Source organism: Neptuniibacter marinus (genome assembly GCF_001597725.1).
Classification (GTDB): Bacteria; Pseudomonadota; Gammaproteobacteria; order Pseudomonadales; family Balneatricaceae; genus Neptuniibacter; species Neptuniibacter marinus.
On sequence record NZ_LUTR01000011.1, the window covers coordinates 67,646 to 89,708 of the forward strand.

Annotated in this window: 17 protein-coding genes and 5 tRNA genes; 13 read left to right on the top strand and 9 right to left on the bottom strand. The window is 43.3% G+C overall.

Annotated elements, in window-relative coordinates; translation table 11 throughout:
- Window positions 1–25 precede the first annotated feature (25 nt).
- Both prfA and hemA read right to left on the bottom strand, forming a co-directional pair.
- Window positions 26–1,114: a peptide chain release factor 1 gene (gene prfA, locus A3774_RS09445; RefSeq protein WP_067866567.1), complete on the bottom strand. Its 1,089-nt coding sequence runs from the start codon at window positions 1,112–1,114 to the stop codon at window positions 26–28.
- Entirely contained in the window at window positions 1,114–2,385 is a 1,272-nt protein-coding gene (hemA, locus tag A3774_RS09450) for a glutamyl-tRNA reductase (protein WP_067866569.1), read from the bottom strand. The genes prfA and hemA overlap by 1 nt, the downstream gene beginning before the upstream one ends.
- 257 nt (window positions 2,386–2,642) lie before the next feature.
- Here hemA and A3774_RS09455 point away from each other — a divergent pair, with 257 nt between their 5' ends.
- The 11 genes from A3774_RS09455 (at window position 2,643) to A3774_RS09505 (ending at window position 11,474) form a co-directional block, all read left to right on the top strand.
- Window positions 2,643–4,337: a tetratricopeptide repeat protein gene (locus A3774_RS09455; RefSeq protein ID WP_067866571.1), complete on the top strand. Its 1,695-nt coding sequence runs from the start codon at window positions 2,643–2,645 to the stop codon at window positions 4,335–4,337.
- Window positions 4,338–4,372: 35 nt separating this feature from the next.
- A complete protein-coding gene (lolB, locus tag A3774_RS09460; protein WP_067866573.1) occupies window positions 4,373–4,957 on the top strand; it encodes a lipoprotein insertase outer membrane protein LolB in 585 nt (194 codons plus the stop codon).
- A 124-nt stretch (window positions 4,958–5,081) separates the two neighbouring features.
- Window positions 5,082–5,156 (top strand) — tRNA-Gln (locus A3774_RS09465).
- Between the two features lie 66 nt (window positions 5,157–5,222).
- The gene (locus A3774_RS09470; RefSeq protein ID WP_067866576.1) at window positions 5,223–6,164 is read left to right on the top strand and encodes a ribose-phosphate pyrophosphokinase; all 942 of its coding nucleotides are present in this window, start codon (window positions 5,223–5,225) and stop codon (window positions 6,162–6,164) included.
- A 126-nt stretch (window positions 6,165–6,290) separates the two neighbouring features.
- A complete protein-coding gene (locus A3774_RS09475; protein WP_067866578.1) occupies window positions 6,291–6,881 on the top strand; it encodes a 50S ribosomal protein L25/general stress protein Ctc in 591 nt (196 codons plus the stop codon).
- Window positions 6,882–6,904: 23 nt separating this feature from the next.
- Entirely contained in the window at window positions 6,905–7,495 is a 591-nt protein-coding gene (gene pth / locus A3774_RS09480; RefSeq protein ID WP_067866581.1) for an aminoacyl-tRNA hydrolase, read from the top strand.
- Between the two features lie 22 nt (window positions 7,496–7,517).
- On the top strand, window positions 7,518–8,609 hold the full coding sequence (ychF, locus tag A3774_RS09485) for a redox-regulated ATPase YchF (RefSeq protein WP_067866583.1): 1,092 nt from the start codon (window positions 7,518–7,520) through the stop codon (window positions 8,607–8,609).
- 128 nt (window positions 8,610–8,737) lie between these two features.
- A tRNA-Met gene (locus A3774_RS09490) sits at window positions 8,738–8,814 on the top strand.
- 15 nt (window positions 8,815–8,829) lie between these two features.
- A tRNA-Gln gene (locus tag A3774_RS09495) sits at window positions 8,830–8,904 on the top strand.
- A 203-nt stretch (window positions 8,905–9,107) separates the two neighbouring features.
- Window positions 9,108–9,182, top strand: a tRNA-Gln gene (locus A3774_RS09500).
- 150 nt (window positions 9,183–9,332) lie between these two features.
- The gene (locus tag A3774_RS09505) at window positions 9,333–11,474 is read left to right on the top strand and encodes an EAL domain-containing protein (protein ID WP_067866585.1); all 2,142 of its coding nucleotides are present in this window, start codon (window positions 9,333–9,335) and stop codon (window positions 11,472–11,474) included.
- A gap of 67 nt (window positions 11,475–11,541) precedes the next feature.
- On the opposite strand, the gene serB is transcribed toward A3774_RS09505, so the two are convergent.
- The 7 genes from serB to queA form a co-directional block, all read right to left on the bottom strand.
- On the bottom strand, window positions 11,542–12,762 hold the full coding sequence (serB, locus tag A3774_RS09510; protein ID WP_067866587.1) for a phosphoserine phosphatase SerB: 1,221 nt from the start codon (window positions 12,760–12,762) through the stop codon (window positions 11,542–11,544).
- An 84-nt stretch (window positions 12,763–12,846) separates the two neighbouring features.
- Window positions 12,847–15,489 (bottom strand): ribonuclease R, encoded by a 2,643-nt coding sequence (gene rnr / locus A3774_RS09515; protein ID WP_067866589.1) that lies wholly within the window; start codon window positions 15,487–15,489, stop codon window positions 12,847–12,849.
- A 137-nt stretch (window positions 15,490–15,626) separates the two neighbouring features.
- Window positions 15,627–16,547 carry a protein translocase subunit SecF gene (gene secF / locus A3774_RS09520; protein ID WP_067866591.1) on the bottom strand — a complete coding sequence of 307 codons (921 nt, stop codon included), beginning with the start codon at window positions 16,545–16,547 and terminating at the stop codon, window positions 15,627–15,629.
- 10 nt (window positions 16,548–16,557) lie between these two features.
- Window positions 16,558–18,411, bottom strand: a complete 1,854-nt coding sequence (gene secD, locus A3774_RS09525; RefSeq protein ID WP_067866593.1) for a protein translocase subunit SecD — start codon at window positions 18,409–18,411, stop codon at window positions 16,558–16,560.
- Between the two features lie 68 nt (window positions 18,412–18,479).
- Window positions 18,480–18,812: a preprotein translocase subunit YajC gene (gene yajC, locus A3774_RS09530; RefSeq protein ID WP_067866595.1), complete on the bottom strand. Its 333-nt coding sequence runs from the start codon at window positions 18,810–18,812 to the stop codon at window positions 18,480–18,482.
- Between the two features lie 52 nt (window positions 18,813–18,864).
- A complete protein-coding gene (gene tgt, locus A3774_RS09535; RefSeq protein WP_067866597.1) occupies window positions 18,865–19,986 on the bottom strand; it encodes a tRNA guanosine(34) transglycosylase Tgt in 1,122 nt (373 codons plus the stop codon).
- A 27-nt stretch (window positions 19,987–20,013) separates the two neighbouring features.
- The gene (gene queA, locus A3774_RS09540) at window positions 20,014–21,066 is read right to left on the bottom strand and encodes a tRNA preQ1(34) S-adenosylmethionine ribosyltransferase-isomerase QueA (protein ID WP_067866599.1); all 1,053 of its coding nucleotides are present in this window, start codon (window positions 21,064–21,066) and stop codon (window positions 20,014–20,016) included.
- Between the two features lie 137 nt (window positions 21,067–21,203).
- Here queA and A3774_RS09545 point away from each other — a divergent pair.
- Both A3774_RS09545 and A3774_RS09550 read left to right on the top strand, forming a co-directional pair.
- Window positions 21,204–21,290, top strand: a tRNA-Leu gene (locus tag A3774_RS09545).
- A gap of 307 nt (window positions 21,291–21,597) precedes the next feature.
- Window positions 21,598–21,966: a hypothetical protein gene (locus A3774_RS09550; protein WP_067866601.1), complete on the top strand. Its 369-nt coding sequence runs from the start codon at window positions 21,598–21,600 to the stop codon at window positions 21,964–21,966.
- The last annotated feature ends 97 nt before the right edge of the window (window positions 21,967–22,063 follow it).

The following is a 22,063-nucleotide window of genomic DNA, read 5'->3' on the forward strand; positions in this document are numbered from 1 at the left end:
AAAGGGCCGTAACGGCCCTTAACATTTAACTTTCTTCTGACAGAGCCCCGAGCTGCTCGGCTTGGTACTCTTGCAGCAAAGGTTCAACTACATGTTGTAACTCACCACCGATAATTTCTTGCAGCTTATAAAGTGTGAGATTAATGCGATGATCCGTTACTCGACCTTGTGGATAATTATAGGTACGGATACGTTCCGAACGATCTCCACTCCCCACTAGACCTTTACGCGTACTCGCCATCTCTGCCGCATTACGTTCATCTTCCGCCGCCTGTAAACGAGACGCAAGCAGTGACATAGCTTTTGCACGGTTCTTATGCTGCGAACGCTCCTCCTGACATTCAACAACTACACCCGTCGGTATATGTGTTAAACGAATAGCAGAATCCGTTTTATTGACGTGCTGGCCTCCCGAACCTGATGCGCGGAACGTATCTACACGGAGGTCACCTTTATTGATCTCTATCTCTGCAGACTCATCCATTTCAGGCATTACTGCAACAGTACAAGCGGAGGTGTGCACACGGCCTTGAGATTCAGTTTCAGGAACCCTTTGCACACGATGCGCACCTGATTCAAATTTCAATTTAGAATAAACATCGGTGCCAACAATCCGCGATATAACCTCTTTATAACCGCCATGATCGCCTTCATTAACACTGACAACTTCAACGCGCCAACCTTGCACTTCAGCAAAACGGGAGTACATACGAAAAAGGTCACCCGCAAAGATAGCTGCCTCGTCACCACCGGTTCCCGCTCGCACTTCTAAAAACACGTTACGCGAATCGTTTGGATCTTTTGGCAGCAACAGTACTTCTAACTCAGACTCTAACTTTTCAATGCGCGCTTTAACCTCTGGGTACTCTTCCTTCCCCATCTCACGCATATCTGGGTCGCTATCATTCATCATAGCTTCCGCTTCGACCATATCTTCAACGGCTTGATTATAAGCAGCAAACCCCTGAACTACAGGCTCAAGCTCCGAATACTCTTTAGAGTAATCACGAAATTTATTTTGATCAGTAATAACTTCAGCATCTGACAGCAAAGCCGCAAGCTCTTCATAACGATCGCTGAGTTTTTCGAGCTTACTTACGATTGATTCTTTCATTATTTCTCGTTTTTAAATGGATCACCGATCTGATGCAGCTCCTGCACAAGATCCAATAGATCAGTACGACCTTCAGCACTTGCTTTACGCATCTGAATCGTCGGATGATGGAGCAACTTATTTGTTAATCCGCGCGCCAACATCTGCAATACTTCGTCAGCCGGCTTCCCGCTCGCTAGTTGCTTAAGCGCTTTTTCTAATTCCTGATCACGCACTGCTTCCGCTTGACCCCGAAAAGCAGTTAATAGATCAACAGCCTCCAAAGAGCGAAGTTGGCTCATAAACTCATGAGCACCACTTTCAACAATCTCTTCAGCTTGGCGAGCCGCATTCTCACGGCTACGCTGGTTTTCTTCAATAACCTCTTTTAAATCATCGACTGTATATAAATAGACATCGTCCAATTCCGAAACTTGAGTTTCTATATCTCGTGGAACCGCAATATCTACCATAAAAATAGGGCGATGTTTACGCCGTTTAAGGGCAGCCTCAACCGCGCCTTTCCCTAAAATAGGCAACTGACTTGCGGTTGAAGAGATAACTATATCCGCTTCAGCCAAGGCATCAGGTATATCACCAAGCAAAATTGCCTGACCTTCAAACTCTTCAGCTAAAGATAACGCCCGACTTAAGGTACGGTTAGCAACAGTAATATTTTTAACGCCCGCCTGAGAAAGGTGACGAGCCACCAGCTCAATCGTTTCTCCAGCACCGATCAATAAAGCCTTGCTATTATTTAGGTTTGCAAATATATGTTGCGCTAAGCTCACAGCAGCATAAGCAACTGAAACTGGGTTTTCACCTATCGCTGTATCGGTACGTACTTGTTTAGCAATAGAGAATGTTTGCTGGAACAAACGTCCAAGTTCCGCACCTACATGGCCATGCTCTTGAGAAAGACTATAAGCTGATTTCAGTTGGCCTAATATTTGAGGTTCACCTAGCACTAAAGAATCTAACCCACTGGCGACTCTCATCATATGCCGCGCAGCCTCTTCATCCCAGAATGCATAAGAACACTTCTGCAATTCATTAGAATCAAGGTTGTGATATTCACCTAGCCATTCTAATAAAGCACGACTTCCCTCTATACCAGCAGAGCAATACAACTCAGTGCGATTACAAGTTGAAAGAATAGCAATCTCTTTAAGACATGCAAAATCCCGAGCAGCCAGCATCGCATCCGATAATAGTTCAGGCGCAAACGCAACGCGTTCACGCACCTCAACCGGTGCTGTTTTATGATTGATGCCTAATGCTAATAAAGCCATTTTTTCCGCCACTACTACCCACAGCCATATATACAAAGTTACAACAGGCTAATGGTAACTAACCCCAATAAGCGCGCTATGATACAACGCTTTGCCCCAAAGGTTAAAACACCACTGAACATTTATAGGAAGTTATTGTCAGAAATAGCGTATTAATACTAAGGAAAACCGCTTCAAGTAGCTGACAAGCTGTTACTGATTCAACTATAGTGATCAAACAATCATAGTGATGGCCTAAACATTAAGTGCATTTTTCAATGAATAGATCTTTTATATTTATTACTGTCTCATTGCTTATTCTGCAAGGCTGCCAGAGCAATCCAGCACCGAAGCAAACATTAGCATCAGAACCCGCAATCTACGTTCCGGGGGAATTTAACCGGGAATCACTTTACGATCTTTTACTGGCCGAAATCGCAGGGCAACGACGATTATTCCCACTCGCGTTAGATAACTATTCAGTACAAGCCCAAAAAACGCGTGACCCAGCGGTGGCAGAGCGAGCAACACGCATTGCTCAGTACCTAAGAGATAGCGATGAAATTCTCAGCAGTGCGCGGCTATGGCGTGAGATTTCACCCGAAAACCCAGAGCCATACCAAATAGAAGCCTCTATGCTGTTACATAAAGGCAAATACGAAGATGCGCTCCCATTAATTCAAAAAGCATTAGACTACGACGCCCTTCGCACTTTAGCGCTCATTCGTAACCAAAGTGAAAACATAAACAGCCAAACGAGCAGCGGCTACATCTCAATGCTCGAAGCATATAAAAAGAGCCACAAACCTCGCTCTGATTTAGCACTTACTTTAGCTTTACTTTACAAAGCATCAAACCAAACAGGACAGGCCCTTGCTTCGTTTAATCAAGCACTCGATATTAATCCGGAAAATCCTGAAGCATTAATACAAAAAGCTGAACTACTGCGCTTAGAAAAAGATTTAGACGGTGCACTCACAATGATTAAGTCGGCTTTCAAGCAGCAACCCGAAAACAAACAACTTAACATTCTCTATACGCAGCTATTATTCCAGACAAACCATATCCAAGAAGCCACTCAGCAAGCAGAATCACTTTTAGATAAAAATATTAGAGATAAACAGCTTACCTATTATTTAGCGCTACTTTTACTTGAAAATGAGCAATTAACAACTGCACAAAAAGCGTTTAAACACCTTTTAATTATCGAAGAGAACGATAGCTCACCCCACTTCTATCTAGGCCATATTGCACAAGCTCAAAAGAATAACAAACAGGCAATTGAGCACTATATTTCGGTAAAAGAAGGCCCAAATATTTTACAAGCATTAACACGAGCAGTCGCGCTACTAGAAAGCGACCAAAATAAGGCACAAGTCCAACAAATTCTAAAGGATGCACGTGCTTCACTACCTAGCCAGGCAACTCAAATATTTACCATAGAAGCTGAATGGCTAAACCTCCACAACTATAGCGATGAAGCATTTACCTTAATTGAAGATGCCTTAAGCATAACGCCAGACAACACCACACTACTCTACACACGTGCGATGATGATTGAATCAACCAACTTTCCACAAGCTGAGAAAGATTTACGTCAAGTACTCACCCTAGACCCCGATAATGCGACCGCACTCAATGCGCTTGGCTATACTCTACTTTTACATACCGATCGATTTACAGAAGCACATCAATTAATCCAAGCCGCCCTTAACATAGAACCCGAAGACCCAGCTATTTTAGATTCTATGGGTTGGGTGTTACATAAGATGGGGCGTTCACAAGAAGCACTACCTTATCTGGAAAAAGCTCACGCGTTATATTCAGACCCTGAAGTATCTAGCCATCTCATTCAAGTTTACTGGGCAACCGATCAAAAAGATAAAGCAAAAACACTGCTCGAATCCGCTCATAAAGAAAACCCAGGCAACCCCTTTTTAGATGAAGCAATGCAAGCTATTGATACTCAATAATTTGCACTGCTTAACTGACAGATATCAAAACCTATATGTATAAAAACTTATTCTTTGCCTTCTGCTGCTTATATTTAGCCGGTTGTAGTTTACAAAAAACTCAACCACTCTCTCCCAACCTATCTTGGGGTGAGCATCAAACCCTTTTGAAACAATATTTAAACTGGGAACTAAGCGGCAAAGTTGGCATTCGCACAGCTAACGACAACCAAACAGCCAGCCTCAAATGGCTACAGATAGCGCAAACTTACCAAATTGATATACATGGCCCTTGGGGACAAGGAGGGGCCTCAATCGAAGGTAAACCTGGGGCTGTTACCGTTGACGTATCTGGTGACAAACAATACAGGGGAGCCAATCCAGAACAAATATTATATGAGAAACTAGGCTGGGATCTGCCCATCAGCGATATTTACTGGTGGATACGGGGCTTACCTTCACCAGAAAAACCTTATACTCATCATCTTGAAGACAACCGCCTTAAAGCACTACAGCAGGACGGATGGGAGATTCAGTATCTACGCTATAACAACCTAAATCCCGCGCTGCCAAACAAGCTAAGCCTATCCAGAAATGATCTAAAAATAACGGTCATCATTAATAGCTGGATCAAACAATAAGATCCAAAGTAAAACGATAAGGAATATTAACCTCTAAGCGCCTCTAAGGTTTGACATTAAAAAGCCAATCCTAGATAATCTGCGCCTCTTTCAATGGGAGGCCGGTCCTCCAAGAGGAAAATGTTGGGGTATCGCCAAGCGGTAAGGCACTGGTTTCTGATACCAGTATGCGGAGGTTCGAATCCTCCTACCCCAGCCAAAAAAGCCTATGAACGGTTCCCAATCTATAGATTCCGAACAAATTACAATCGAAAAGGTGCACGCCGTGTCCAAGATGATGGTCTTCACCGGCAATGCTAACCCGGAACTTGCGCGAAAAGTAGTTGATCGCCTTGATATCCCTATGGGTAAAGCAAATGTTGGTCGTTTTAGTGATGGCGAAGTAAGCGTTGAGATTCAAGAAAACGTCCGAGGTAAAGATGTTTTTATTATACAATCTACCTGCGCGCCAACGAACGACAATCTAATGGAACTGATTGTACTTGCGGATGCTCTTCGCCGGGCATCAGCTTCACGTATTACAGCGGTTGTACCTTACTTTGGTTACGCCCGCCAAGATCGTCGCCCCCGCTCTGCTCGTGTACCTATCACAGCAAAAGTGGTTGCAGACATGATGGATGCTATTGGTATCGACCGCGTTCTTACGGTTGATCTCCATGCAGACCAGATTCAGGGATTCTTTAGTGTTCCTGTGGATAACGTTTACGGTTCACCTGTACTACTGGATGATATCGTTGACCAAGAATACGACAATATAATGGTTGTTTCGCCAGACGTAGGCGGTGTAGTACGCGCCAGAGCGGTTGCTAAACAACTTGATTGTGATCTTGCCATTATCGACAAACGTCGTGAGCGTGCAAATGAATCACAAGTTATGAATATTATAGGTGATGTTGAAGGCCGTACCTGCGTACTTGTCGATGACATGTGCGATACCGCAGGCACGCTGTGTAAAGCAGCTAAAGCGCTGAAAGCAAACGGTGCAGCACGCGTAGTTGCTTACGCGACTCACGCAGTTCTTTCCGGTCCTGCTGTTAGCAATATCACCAACTCAGATTTAGATGAATTTGTTGTCACTGACACAATCCCTCTTTCTGAAGCAGCCGCTGGCTGCAGTAAAATTCGCCAGCTAACACTCGCGCCACTGCTTGCAGAAGCCGTTCGCCGTGTTTGTAACGAAGAATCTATCAGCGCAATGTTCCGCTAAGGTAACACTTACAACAATCGCTGATACAGCGCTCGCCACGAAGCGGCGAGCATATTGCCCATAAGGGCCAAATACTGCAAAACTTGGTCGCAAGGTTTTGCAGTTTGTTTATTTAAAGGTATTAAAATGTCTAACTTTGAAGTAAATGCAGTAGCACGTGAAGATGAAGGGAAAGGTGCGAGCCGCCGCCTACGTCGCACAGGTCTTGTTCCTGGTATTGTTTACGGTGGTGATAAGCGTAAAAAGCCAACAGCCATCGCAATGCCAAATAACGAGCTAATTAAGCTACTAGCAGACGATGCTTTCTACTCATCCATTGTTACACTAAAACTAGATGGCAAAGATGAGCAAGTGATCCTAAAAGATCTACAGCGTCACCCTGCTAAACCTGTTGTACTACATGCTGACTTTCAGCGTGTAACTAAATCCAGCGCGATCAAAATCACTGTTCCTGTTGAATTTATCAACTTTGAAAAATCACCTGCATCTAAAGCAGCTTGCAAATTTGCATCTGAGAAAAACACAGTTGAAATTATTTGCCTAGCAACAGATCTACCAGAAAGTTTGGTAGTTGACCTATCTGATTGCGAAACAGACAAAGTACTTCACTTATCAGACATCACTTTGCCTGCAGGTGTTGAGATCGTATCTCTTCGTCGTGGCGGTGATCATGATCAAGGTATCGGTTACATTTACGCGCCTCGCGGCAACAAGTAATTTACCGGTAACAATGCACTAGCATGAAAGACAAGATTCAGCTAATTGTTGGCCTCGGTAATCCTGGCGATAAATATGCACAAACTCGTCACAATGCTGGTGCAGAGTTTGTCGAGCAGCTTGCTGCTCGACATCTCACTCCCCTAAAGCCCGAAAAGAAATATCATGGGCTTTACGCTAAAGCTAATATTAATGGTTCAATTGTACATTTACTCGTACCTACAACCTTTATGAATTTGAGCGGCCAATCCGTTTCAGCATTAGCAAACTTTTTTAAAATCCCACCTGAATCAATTTTAGTCGCCCATGACGAACTTGACCTGCCCCCAGGCATTGCTCGCTTTAAATTAGGCGGCGGACATGGTGGACATAACGGTTTACGAGATATTATTAGTAAACTTGGCAATAATAAGAATTTCTACCGCTTACGTATTGGAATAGGCCATCCCGGCCATAGCAGCCAAGTAAGTGGGTTTGTATTAAATAAAGCTCCAGCAAAAGAACGCGATGCAACTCTAACAGCAATAGATGAAGCAGAACGTCATTTGGAGTTAGCCATTACCGGCGACTGGGCCAAAGCAATGAACCAGTTACATAGCTTTTCAGCCAGCTAGTTTCAACTAACAGGAATCAATCATGGGTTTTAAATGCGGTATTGTTGGCCTGCCTAACGTAGGCAAATCTACACTTTTTAATGCGCTAACCAAAAACGGTATTGCCGCCGAGAATTTCCCATTTTGCACTATCGAGCCAAATGCCGGTACCGTAGCAATGCCCGATCCTCGTTTAGACAAATTAGCGACAATCGTTAACCCTGAGCGTGTTCTACCAACAACTATGGAATTTGTAGATATTGCAGGGCTCGTAGCAGGTGCATCAAAAGGCGAAGGGCTAGGTAATAAGTTTTTAGCTAACATCCGTGAAACCGATGCCATTGCACATGTAGTGCGCTGCTTTGAAGACGATAATGTTATCCATGTCGCTAACCGCATCGATCCCCTCGCTGACATAGAAATTATCAACCTTGAACTCGCTTTAGCTGATTTAGACTCTGCAGAGAAACAATTACAACGTATACAAAAAGCAGCTAAAGGTGGCGATAAGGAGGCTGTCGCACAAAAAACTATTCTAGAACGCTTGATCCCGCATCTAGAAGAGGGGTTACCTGTTCGATCTTTAGGTCTAAACGATGATGAGATGGCCATCGCAAAGACTTTCCATATGCTAACCGTCAAACCAACAATGTATATTGCCAATGTTGATGAAGATGGCTTTGAAGACAACCCTCATCTAGATAAAGTTCGTGAGTTAGCCGCGACAGAACAAGCGGGTGTTGTGGTTGTCTGCAACAAACTCGAAGCTGAAATTTCAGAATTAGATGACGAAGAACGTAACGAGTTTCTTGAAGACCTTGGTATGGAAGAGCCTGGATTAGACCGTGTTATCCGAGAAGGCTACAACCTACTAGGTCTGCAAACCTACTTTACCGCAGGCGTAAAAGAGGTTCGCGCTTGGACGGTTAAAGTCGGCGCAACAGCACCTCAAGCCGCGGGGGTTATCCATACCGACTTTGAAAAAGGCTTTATCCGCGCCGAGGTTGTTAGCTATGAGCACTTTATTGAGTTCAATGGCGAAAACGGCGCAAAAGATGCTGGGAAATGGCGCTTAGAAGGTAAAGACTATATTGTTCAAGATGGTGATGTTGTCCATTTCCGTTTTAACGTCTGAACAAAAAATCACCAAAAAAAGCCGACACTCATTGTCGGCTTTTTTTATTCATTTTTTTCTGTTTTTTTCCTAGATAACCTATTGACAGATAAACCTAAAAAGCGAATAATGCGCGCCTCTGAAGCGTTGGCAATATAGCTCAGTTGGTTAGAGCATCGCATTCATAATGCGAGGGTCGCAGGTTCGAGTCCCGCTATTGCCACCATGTTTCAGATAATGCTGGGGTATAGCCAAGCGGTAAGGCAACGGGTTTTGATCTCGTCATGCGGAGGTTCGAATCCTCCTACCCCAGCCACTATTTAGGCACTAACTGTTCACGTTAATCAAAAATGGCATTAACGAATATTAGTTAAACTATGTAATTTTAGTTCTGCTTAAACCTTCGGTCAGTTTAAAACTACCATCTTCTACATGTAGACTTTTTCAGCATAAAAATCGCTTTAGTTGTTAATCTTTATAGATTGCCCCCTAAAGATAAGCTGTGAATTCTATCCTTTTTGGGGTATAGCCAAGCGGTAAGGCAACGGGTTTTGATCTCGTCATGCGGAGGTTCGAATCCTCCTACCCCAGCCATTTATTAGACTTCAATCAAAGCCATCTATAATTTCCTTCCCTATCTGCTTTAGAAACCTGACAACAACAAATAAACCGGATATATTTAACGATGCTCATATTGATGGGCTGAAGATTTTAAAGGAATTAAATTCTGGAGCTTAAGCACACATGTCTCAGGTTATTGAAGTCGATGACAGCACAACGCTGGAACAATATGGTACGAATCCGCCCCGTAAACAACGCTTGAGACGTAATGTACAACTCCTTTTCTTAGGCTTATCTGCCGAAGAAACAGCACCACTTATAACGCTGCTACGTACATCGAGAATATCTCCCCGTGGTAAACAGGTAAATAATGAAACAGAATTTCTCAGCGCTCTCAGCGAGCGATCTTGGGATCTAATTCTATGTACTATAGATCGTGGCGAATTCACTTCAAAACAAGCTATCAGCCATTTGAAACGCCTAGATAAAGATATTCCTGTTATACAGATAATTCCTAGCTCCGACAGTCAGTTACTCCTGCAAGGCTTAAAAAATCATATACAAGCAGTTGTACCTTTAGATGAAAAAGAATTGGTACTAATCAACATTAGACGTGAACTGGATAATCTTGATAACCGCCGTCGATTACGAGCTGCCGAAGCCTCATTGGCAGAAGCAGAAAAACGAGCAGAAAAACTAATGCTCAGCTCGAAAAACGCAATTGCATGCTGCGATCAAGGCACACTAGTTTGCATCAATGAAAGCTTTCTTGATCTCTTTGGCTTTGAAAGCAACGAGCAAGTAGAAGGCAAGCCTTTGACTGATTTCCTGAACTTTGAGGATCAGAAAAAATTTACCGAGCAGTTAAATAATATGAAAACCCAACATCTGAACGAAACAGAGTTACAGCTCAATGTTCAGAGAAGCGACCGGACAGAATTCATAGCAAATATAGAGCTATCCATGATAGAGCGTCACGAGAAACCTCTTCTTCGCGTCTTATTCCGAGTTGATGACCACCATGTAGGTGGTCTGCTAAACGAAGATCTCGACTACATCTCCGGGTTATTCAATAAGAGCCATCTCAACAAACAACTCGAGCAGATAACCCAAAGAGCGCAACGTGGTGGCAATGATTGCTCTTTACTCTACATAGAGCTTGATCAGCTCCAACAAATTAAAGAAAAGCGCGGCCATGAAGGAAGCGATCAGCTAATACGCGATATCTCAGCGCTTCTACACAAAAAAGTTAACAAAGCTCATTTACTAACACATCCAGAAGAAAGCGCCTTTGTAATCATCTTCAAAGACCCGCATGTAGAGAAAGCCGAAGCCTTTGCTAAAAAGCTATGCCAGTGCATAGCAAAAACCTGTGCGACTATATCGGGCATGGAGGTACAATCAACCTGCTCTATAGGCATCACTGTCATTAACGACAGCACTCCCCCTCAAGATGAATTATTAAATCGTGCAAAAATGGCAATTGCTGACCTTAGAAAAGAAAAAGGCAATGGGAATGGCGTTAAACTACATATCCCTCAAGCAGCCATTATTGAAGAGAAAGATGATGAGTACGAAAAAATTCGCTCTTTAATCGACCAACAGAAATTCAGGTTACTCTACCAACCTATAGTGAATCTCACCTCTGATGATCACAATGAGCAGTACTATGAAGTCTTGCTGCGCTTACTGGATGATGAGCAAAATATACTGACGCCTGGTGATTTTATGACCACTGTTGAAGATTCCGAAGCATCAATAAAGGTTGATCGTTGGGTAATTGAACATAGCCTCATTCAGCTTAAGAGATCACTTAATCAAAAAGTCAAAAACACACTCTTTATCAATATATCCGCACACGTATTAAGTGATACAAAATTACTTACTTGGCTATCCGGTGTACTTAGAAAAAATAATATTCCAGCAGAGCGATTGGTTTTCCAAATTAGTGAATCCGATATAGCTATTTCACCTCGCCAAGCGCAAGCTTTTACGGAGAAGCTACAAAAAATTCATTGCAGGGTCTGTATTAAGCATTTTGGCAACGCACTCAATGCCAACGACATACTCTCTATGGTGCACTCTGATTTCGTCAAACTTGATGCATCTTATACACAAGACCTCAACAATACACCGGAACTCGATGAACAGTTCTATAGCCTAATCCAGCAGTTAGGAAGCCTCGGTAAAATATCTATTGCGCCACAAGTAGAAGATACAAAAGTCATGGCATCATTATGGAAAGCCGGTGTCGATTACGTACAGGGTAATTATTTACAACCACCGAAAGAAAAAATGGATTATGATTTTTTCGCCGAACAGTAGCTCTGAAACGGAAGACTCTATATACAAAAACAGCCCAGTGAGGGCTGTTTTTTGATAGGTATACGTCTTACTCTTGCAGCGTATCTCGGTCACGGAAACCAATAAGATACAAAATACCATCTAAGCCTAAGGTAGAAATGGCTTGCTTTGCGCTCTCTCGAACTAGAGGCTTAGCACGAAAAGCTATACCTAAACCCGCGATAGAGAGCATAGGCAGGTCATTCGCTCCATCACCAACGGCAATAGTCTGCTCTAAACGAATACCTTCTTTCTGCGCAATTTCACGAAGTAGCTCAGCTTTGCGCTCGCCATTAACAATGGCGCCTTTAACTTCGCCAGTTACTTTACCCGTCTCATCAATATCAAGCTCATTCGCATAAACATAGTCAAAGCCCAGCTTATCCTGTAAACGAGATGCAAAATAGGTAAAACCGCCCGATAGGATCGCCGTTTTAAAACCTAGCACTTTTAAGTTCGAAACTAACTCTTCAGCACCTTCAGTCATAGGTAAACGTTCAGCTATAGCTTCTAACACAGATACATCAAGCCCCTTCAACAACGCCATACGGCGGCGGAAGCTTTCGTTAAAGTCAATCTCTCCACGCATTGCTGCTTCAGTAATCTCAGCAACTTGAGTACCGACACCCGCTTCTTTGGCTAACTCATCGATCACTTCTGCTTCGATCAACGTTGAATCCATATCAAACACAACTAAACGGCGGTTACGACGATAGATATTATCCTCCTGGAAGGCGATATCTACATCAAGATCACTCGCAGCGGTTAAGAACTCTGATCTTAACTTTGCCGCATCAGCTGGCGCACCTCGAACAGAAAACTCAACACAAGCTTTTGTTTGCTCACAACTATCACTTAAACTGATACGTCCAGAAAGGCGGCTTATATTATCAATATTAAGGCTATGCTGGGCCGCGATATCTGTCACCCGCGCTATTTGAACCGAACTCAGCTTACGCGACAGCAAGGTAATAATATGACGTGATTTCCCCTGCCCCTCAACCCAAGTTTCATAATGACTCTCTTCTACCGGTTGAAATCGGATATTCATATTTAGCTCATGAGCCTTAAACAGAATATCTCTTAGCAAAGGCGAGGATTCAGCGGCTTTGGGTACTTCAATCAAAATACCTAGCGACAAAGTGTCATGAATAACCGCCTGACCTATGTCTAAGATATTGATCTGAAATTGAGCAAGTATAGAAGTAATAGCAGAGGTAACCCCAGGCTTATCCTCACCCGAGATATTAAGCAGAATAATCTCTTTCATCAAAAGCGGTTCCAGTGGAATCTCATATTGGCGCTGATTATAACAAAGCCCTTATGCAGGGCCTATTACATCATTGCAACGTCGTTATCTTTTTTCTTGCTTAACCTTAAGGCCTTTTTGCTTACCTTTGAGCTTCGGCTTAGCGGCTACTTTTCTTTTTTTGGCTTTCTTACTTTTCCCTTTCTCACCACCATTAAAAGCCATTAGCTCTTGCTCGGCGGGCGACAATGCATTTTTAGCTGAAGGCTTGCTTTTATTAGTAGCAATTCGCCTTTTAGGCCCACTGTCATCAGAAGACGTATTTTTTCTACGTGACTTCGCAAGCGCTGCCCGCTGAGATCCTTTACGAGGATGGGACTTATCATCGCCACTTTTCATCGGACGATTACCCCATTCATTGCGCTGTCCAGGCAACTTCCCTTCACTGGTCTGATCCCCTATCTTCCCTTCAGCCAATAGTTCACGGGTGGTCTTTTTCTTTTCTCGTTGCTGATCAGCAAGCTCAAAATCGATCTTACGTTCATCGAGGTCAACACGTACAACTTTAACGTTTAAACGATCACCCAATTTAAAGGTTTTACGTGTCCGCTCGCCAACTAAACGCTGCTTCGCTTGATCAAACACATAATAATCACCCGGAAGAGCTGTTATATGTACAAGCCCTTCAACAAATAAATCATCTAACTCTACAAATACACCGAAACCAGTAACCGCGGCGATAACACCTTCATATTCATCCCCTACATGCTCCTGCATATATTCACACTTCAGCCATGCAACAACATCTCTGGTCGCATCATCCGAACGGCGTTCAGTCATAGAACAGTGTTCCCCTAACTCCAACAGCTGTTCCATATTATAGGAACAAACAAGCTCAGGATTTGGAACAAACCCTTCAGGTCGACGAATAGAGGTGTTTTCTCTATTCGAGTGTATCGCTGATCGAATCAATCGATGAACAAGTAGATCAGGGTAACGACGAATAGGCGAGGTAAAATGAGTATAAGCAGGATATGCCAAACCGAAATGACCTTGATTATCTGGACTATAAACCGCTTGGCGCATAGATCGCAGCATCATAGTTTGAATCAAATGGCGGTCTGGCCGCTCTTCAATCCATTCTGCCAGTTCTTGGTAATGTTTAGGTTCAGGCTTATCCCCACCTGCTAAGTTAAGCCCTAACTCGCCTAAATATGCTCTAAGATTTTCTAGTTTCTTCTCTTTAGGACCTTCATGTACACGATAGATAGCTGGGATATCTAATTTATTGAAGAAGCGAGCTGTTGCTACGTTTGCACACAACATACACTCTTCAATTAACTTATGAGCATCATTACGATGAACAGGGATAATCTCCTCTATCTTACGATTCTCACCAAAGATCATTCGGGTTTCGGTTGTTTCAAAGTCAATCGCCCCCCGAATATCACGTGCCCTACGCAAGGAAAAATAAAGGCTATAAAGATCTTCAAGGTGCGGTACAACGTTGGCATACTCTGCACGTAGTTGTTTGGACTCACCCTCATCGGGTTCCATCAACATTTTGCCTACTTTTGTATAAGTCAGCCGTGCATGAGAGCAGATAACCGCTTCATAAAATTTATAACCCGACAGAACACCTTTCTCACTAATGGTCATCTCACACACCATAGCCAAGCGGTCTACCGCAGGGTTTAATGAGCAAAGGCCGTTGGAAAGCAGTTCAGGTAACATAGGCACAACAAATTCTGGAAAATAGGTAGAATTTGCTCGTTGAAAAGCCTCTTTATCTAACTCTGTTCCTGGTCGCACGTACCAAGAGACATCAGCGATGGCGACCCATAAACGCCACCCTCCTGACGCTTTCTTCTCAGCATAAACCGCGTCATCAAAATCTTTAGCATCTTCGCCATCGATCGTCACTAAAGGAAGATCTCGCAAATCAACTCGATTTAACTTGGCATTTTCTTCCACTTCGGCTGAGAGCTCACCAATTTCTTGACGAACCTGATCAGGCCACTCATGAGGAATTTCATAGTTATGGATAGCAACTGTTATCTCCATACCTGGTGCTAAATGATCACCCAACACCTCAACAACTCGCGCTTTAGGAAGATCTCTTTTACCCGGCTGACTGATCAACTCAGCAACCACCAGCTGGCCATCTTTATAAAGAGCTGGGTTTTCTGGGTCAGGAACAATCATAATCTCTTGGGTAATACGTTGATTTTCTGGGCGCAGATAACCAAAACCCTCTTGCCCACTAAAGCGCCCAACAAGCTTACGCGTATTACGCGCCAGCACCTCAATAATTTTGCCTTCTCTTCGCCCTTTAAAGTCAACGTTTATTTCTTGAACTAGGACCTGATCCCCATCAAAGACTTGGCGCATCTGTCGAGGGCTCAACTTCAGATCATCACTGCCATCTTCAGGTTTCACAAAGCCAAAACCATCTCTATGACCAATCACGCGCCCTTTGATAAAAGACATTTTATCCATCAAGGCAAATTCATTGCGTCGATTGGTCATCAACTGCCCATCTCGACACATTGCCTTTAAACGAAAGAATACTGCATCACGACTTTCCTCATCCTTAACCCCCATCTCATCACACAGTTGAGCGTGTCCTACGGGCGCGCCCCTCTCCTGCATAAACTGCAACATAAAATCCCGACTAGGTACGGGATTATTATATTTCTCCGCTTCTAATGCGGCCTGAGGGTCATTTTTAGTCCAATCGTTACTCATAGAGTTCTCAAAGCAAATATAATCAAAAAGGCCTTAATCAGTAAAAGCATACCATGCCTTATAAAAAGCCAAAAACATGGATATAAGATAGCAGAAAAGATAAAAAAGCCGGCGTTTTTGCCGGCTTTTTGAAAGGATTAAGGACGATCATCAATCTCCTGCTCTTTCTCCTCTGGCGGCATGAGATCTTCTTTACATACATTCATAGCCATCAGCACATTAGCTGCGACATAAATAGATGAATAAGTACCCACAAATACACCAACCAGTAAGGCAACAGCAAACCCATGTATCATCTCACCACCAAACACAGCTAATGCAACAAGCACCAGCAAAGTGGTCATTGAGGTCACCACTGTACGTCCAAGCGTCTGACTCAACGATACATTCATTATCTCAACTGCACTTTCCTTACGCATCTTGCGGAAGTTTTCACGAATGCGGTCAGAGACAACAATAGTATCGTTAAGCGAATAACCGATAACCGCTAGGATCGCAGCCAGTACGGTTAAGTCAAAATCAAGTTTAAACAGGGCAAAGAAACCCAGAACAATCAATACGTCATGCGCTAATGCAGCAACAGCACCGATAGAAAACTTAAGCTGGAAACGAAAAGCCACATAAACCATGATCATAAACAAGGCCAGCAACATGCCTAAACCACCTTGTTCACGCAGCTCTTCACCTACCTGAGCGCCAACAAATTCATTACGACGTAATGTTAGCGTTTGTGTTTCGCCATCTTGCAGTGCCGCAAGTACTTTATCGCCCAGCTTAGGATCATGATCCTGCCCCAAACGAATTAGTATATCGGTAGGTGAACCAAAGGTTTGTACAACCGCATCGTTGTAACCAACTACTTTTAACTGATCACGTATTTTGTTCAGATCCGCTGGCTGCTCATAACCAATTTCAACCAAACTACCGCCGGTAAAGTCCAAGCCAAACTTAAGGCCATTTACGGCTAAAGCGCCAATAGACACAACCAGCATAGCAATGGAGAAAAACGCGGCTACTTTACGCAGCCCCATGAAGTTATATATTTTATATGTAGACATCATCAGACCCTCAAATAGACAGCTTAGTGAGCTGACGATTGCCATAAGTAAGGTTAACCAACGCACGGGTAACAAAAATGGCTGTAAACATAGAGGTTAAAATACCCACAGACAGAGTGATCGCAAAACCTTTAACTGGCCCTGTACCCATCGCAAATAAGATAACCGCAGCAAGTAGTGTGGTGATATTGGCATCCAAAATAGTCGTAAACGCTCGACCAAACCCAGAGCTAATTGCGGATTGAGGTGGTAAACCGTTCGCTAGCTCCTCTTTAATACGTGCAAAAATCAACACGTTGGCATCCACCGCCATACCGACTGTAAGCACGATACCGGCTATACCTGGTAGCGTTAGTGTTGCCGATAACATAGACATAATGGCAACCAATAAGACTAAGTTAAACGTCAAAGCGATATTAGCCAGCAAACCAAACACTCGGTAATAGATAAGCATAAAGATAAGCACAAGTGCTAAACCGATCTGAACCGACATCACACCCATCTCGATATTCTGCGCACCCAAGCTAGGCCCGACTGTACGTTCCTCTACAAAGTAGATAGGCGCAGCAAGCGCACCCGCTCGAAGTAATAAAGCTAATTCAGAAGACTCTCCAGCGCCATCAAGCCCCGTGATTCTGAACTGATTACCCAGTACAGATTGAATCGTCGCTAAAGAGATAATCCCTTTCTCTTGATAGCGAACAGTTTCAGCAACCTGCTCACCCTCAATACTTTTATAAACCGTACGCTCTTTATCCTCTACGAATAAAACAGCCATACGACGTTGAACTGCATTTTTAGTGGTGCGAGCCATAAGCTCACCACCTTTAGAATCCAGCGTAATGTTAACTTGAGGCTGACCATTTTCATCAAATGACGACTGCGCATTAGCAACATTATCACCTTTAATGATGATATCTTTTTCAAGTGTTGCTTTACGGCCAAGGTCACTTCTAAACTCATACACTTCTGTACGCGCAGAACTTGCCCCGCCTTTCGCCTCTAAACGGAATTCCAGCGTTGCTGTTTTACCAATAATTCGTTTCGCCGCTGCGGTATCCTGAATACCTGGAAGTTGAACAACAATACGGTTCCGGCCTTGACGCTGAACCAATGGTTCCGCTACGCCCAGCTCATTCACACGATTACGCAGTGTTGTTAAGTTCTGTTTAATTGCATACGTTTCAATATCACGTACAGCTTGTTCTGTCAGATTAATGACTGTGTAAAAATCACCATCACGGTCTTCACTTGAAACAACAAATTCAGAATATTCCTTACGCAATAAATCGATTGAGCTATCGCGATACTCAGCAGAGGTAAATTTAACAGCTAATCCACCATCATCTAAGCTATCCATCTTCCGATAACGCAGTTTCTCTTCACGCAAACGGCCTTTAATCTCAGACGCATAATTCTCAAGCTTTTGAGCGACAGCTTTAGGTAAATCAACTTCAAGTAAAAAGTGCACACCGCCACGAAGATCCAAGCCCAGCTTCATTGGGCCTGCTCCCATAGATGTGAGCCAATCGGGTGTTGTAGGTGCCAAATTCAAAGCGACAATATAATCATCGCCAACTGTTTTACTAATAACGTCTTTAGCCTTTAACTGATCATCGCCCGTTGCAAAACGAATCAGACCAGCATTTTTGCTAAGTTCTGAAGATTTAAAAGCAACACCTTCACTTTCAAGCGAAGCGGTAACTTTATCTAATAAAACCTGATCAACTTGGAAAACATCTCTACTACCGGTCAACTGTACTGCATAGTCATCCGGGTACAGGTTAGGCGCTGCATATAAACCGCCAAAAACCAAAACAAATAGAATAAGAAGATTTTTCCAGAGGGGGTATCGATTGAGCATGGGTGCCCTTTCCCAATTAGAAACAGAAACACCGTGACCTATTTAGGTAACGGTGTCTGTGAATTAGCTTAAATGCTCTTAAGAGTGCCTTTTGGCAGAGCCGCTGATACATGTGATTTCTGGAACGTTAATTCCGTGCCTTCACATACTTCAAGAACAACATAGTCATCATTTAAATTAACTACTTTGCCCAAGACGCCACCAGCAGTGATCACTTCATCGCCTTTGCTAATGCCGTTCAATAGCTCTTTATGCTCTTTTGCACGCTTAGCCTGTGGGCGCCACATAAAGAAGTAAAAAATAAGACCAAAGCCCACTAAAAACAAAATATTGAACATACCAGATTCCATTGGGGCACCGGCAGCACCTTCAGCAAAAGCTGGAGAGATAAAGAAGCTCATTCGTTACTCCTAAAAAGTAAAATATAAATATTATCGTTATAAACTATTAAATCTATATGGAGTCAAGCTGAGGAGTTTCAAGGCCTCGCTTACTATAAAATTCATCCACAAAGTCGCTCAATTTACCCTGTTCAATGGCTTGACGCAATCCAGCCATAAGTACCTGATAATAATGCAGGTTGTGGATAGTATTGAGTTGAGCACCTAATATTTCTTTACACTTATCTAAATGATGCAGATAAGCTCGACTAAAATTTTGGCAGGTATAGCAATCACAAGTAGGATCTAAGGGGCCTGTATCTGTTTTGTGAACTGAGTTTCTTATTTTAACTACGCCTGTATCAGTGAATAGAAAGCCATTACGCGCATTACGTGTAGGCATCACACAATCAAACATATCTACACCGCGACGCACTGCTTCAACTATATCTTCGGGCTTGCCTACCCCCATCAAATAACGGGGCTTGTTAGCCGGCATTTTATGCGCAAGATGATCAAGTACTTTAACCATCTCGCCTTTAGGCTCACCTACAGAAAGACCACCAATAGCGTAACCATCGAAATCGATCTCTTCCAACCCCTTCAGGGACTCGTCACGTAAATTCGGATACATTCCGCCTTGCACAATACCAAACAACGCGGAAGGACTATCACCATGAGCATCTTTTGAACGTTTAGCCCAACGCATAGAAAGGCGCATTGATTCTGCGGCTTCCAATTCCGTGGCAGGATAAGGCGTACACTCGTCAAATATCATAACGATATCGGAACCCAAATCACGCTGTACCTGCATGGATTCTTCCGGCCCCATAAACACTTTTGAGCCGTTTACAGGAGACTGAAAAGTAACCCCCTCTTCAGTAATTTTTCGCATTTTACCTAAACTAAAAACCTGAAAACCGCCGGAGTCAGTCAAGATAGGCCCTTTCCACTGCATAAAGTCATGCAGGTCGCCGTGCTGTTTAATAATCTCGGTGCCTGGACGAAGCATCAGATGGAAAGTATTACCTAGAATAATCTGAGCACCTGTTGCCTCTATATCTCTAGGTGTCATCCCTTTTACTGTGCCATAAGTACCCACAGGCATAAATGCAGGAGTTTCAATCGTTCCTCTAGGAAACTGCAAACGGGCGCGTCGCGCTTTTCCATCTTCAGCAATCTTTTCAAACTGCATAAAACATTGTCTAGTCATCATTACCTCTTAACTTTGCAGTTCCGATTGCGAATCTGATTGTCGTGTTAAATACATAGCGTCCCCATAACTAAAGAAACGGTAGCGCTGTTCAACCGCCTCTTGGTAAGCCTTTTTAATATGTTCATAACCAGAGAAAGCGCTCACTAACATCAATAAGGTCGATTCAGAAAGATGGAAGTTGGTGATCATTGCATCAACTGATTTGAACTCGTACCCCGGAAAGATAAAAATATCACTGTCTCCAAAAAAAGGTTCAACCTCCCCCTTTTGGCTAGCACTTTCTAAACTACGTACACTGGTTGTACCCACTGCGATAACACGCCCACCATTAGCCCTTGTTTCTCGCACTAATTCACAAACCTCTGCACTCACTTCAATATATTCAGAGTGCATAACATGCTCATCAATGTTATCTACTTTGACCGGCTGAAAAGTTCCCGCACCAACGTGCAACGTCACGAAAGCCTGCTTAACACCTTTAGCCTCCAGATCAGCCAATAGCTGATCATCAAAATGCAAACCGGCGGTAGGTGCTGCAACCGCTCCGGGCTTCCGGTTATAAACCGTTTGGTAACGTTCCCTATCTGATAGTTGATCTTCCCGTTTCATATAGGGAGGCAAAGGCATATGTCCATGCTCTTCCAACAGATCAATGAGGCTGCCATCAACCAAAAACCGAAGTTCAAACAGGTTTTCATGTCGTGCAACCATCTCGGCTTCAATACCACCATCAAGCATCAAATGAGAGCCGGGCTTAGGCGAACGGCTAGATCGAATATGAGTAAGTGCACGCTTACTATCTAAAACCCGTTCAACAAGCACCTCAACACGTCCACCTGAAGCTTTCTGGCCAAATAAGCGCGCGGGGATAACACGAGTATCATTAAAGACCATCAGATCCCCAGGTTGTATAAATTGCAGCACGTCTCGAAACTCACCGTGCTTCAGCTCGCCACTATCACCATTTAAAGATAATAACCGGCTAGCGCTGCGTTCCTTTAGCGGAAAGCTTGCAATAAGCTCTTCAGGAAGCTCAAAATAAAAATCTTTTACCTGCATGCAGAGAATTCTTCACATTAGAGTTGAAAATGTAGTCAGAGGGCGCGGATTGTAACGGAAAGAAGACTTTTTTTCAGTTTTTCATCAGTATTGATTGACGAAAGCGCTCAGATTTCTATAATACGCCTCTCTTTTGTGCCAGCGTGATGAAATTGGTAGACATGAGGGATTCAAAATCCCTTGTCCGCAAGGACGTGCCGGTTCGAGTCCGGCCGCTGGTACCATCTTACAAGAACAATGCGTACAGGAGCTCTTAGAGCCCTTGCGCTACGTACCTCATAAAGAAATCATTTTTCTCTTGTTAGCTTTGCTGTCTCTCCTTATTGTCACGAGGACAACTATTCATGCCTTCATTTCAAAAAACTCTATAGAACAATCGACACACCTCTACCGCTAACCTGACGACGTATATCATTACCGCTTTAACATCACAGGTAATGGCGCCTATCGCAGTGTTCGCTTGTCCATGTATAGTCGATGCCCATACGAAACCGGTGTTTTAGCGGTGCTTGTTACCTATAGAAATCAGAAGTGCGCCAGCGACTCACCTCCCTATTCCGTGAAACCTTCACCGGGCATAAAGAAGGAATAGACAAAGAAGGATTACTGACAGAAGCTCAAAAAGAAGCATACAGAAATACCGCTTCATTTAACCCTGAAAACACACACTTTAAAAATCACAATAGACTGGTCTGTAAGATGCTTGCATACAGCGGCGCACGCCTTAACGAAATAGCTCAACTATATTGTAATGACATACAAAGAAAAGGCGCTTTATGGTTCATCCAAACACACGATACGGTGAAAATGACACCCTATCTACCTTATACTTTCAAGAAGTTACTCTCAGATACATTATACGGTAATATGTCCTTACTACAGGCTTCAAAAAGACACTAGGTATATGGCTTGGATACTAGAAAACAATGGTTTTATCCTTGAAGCAATCATCATGGGTATAATTATTATTTATATCGGCCGAAAAATATAAAAACAA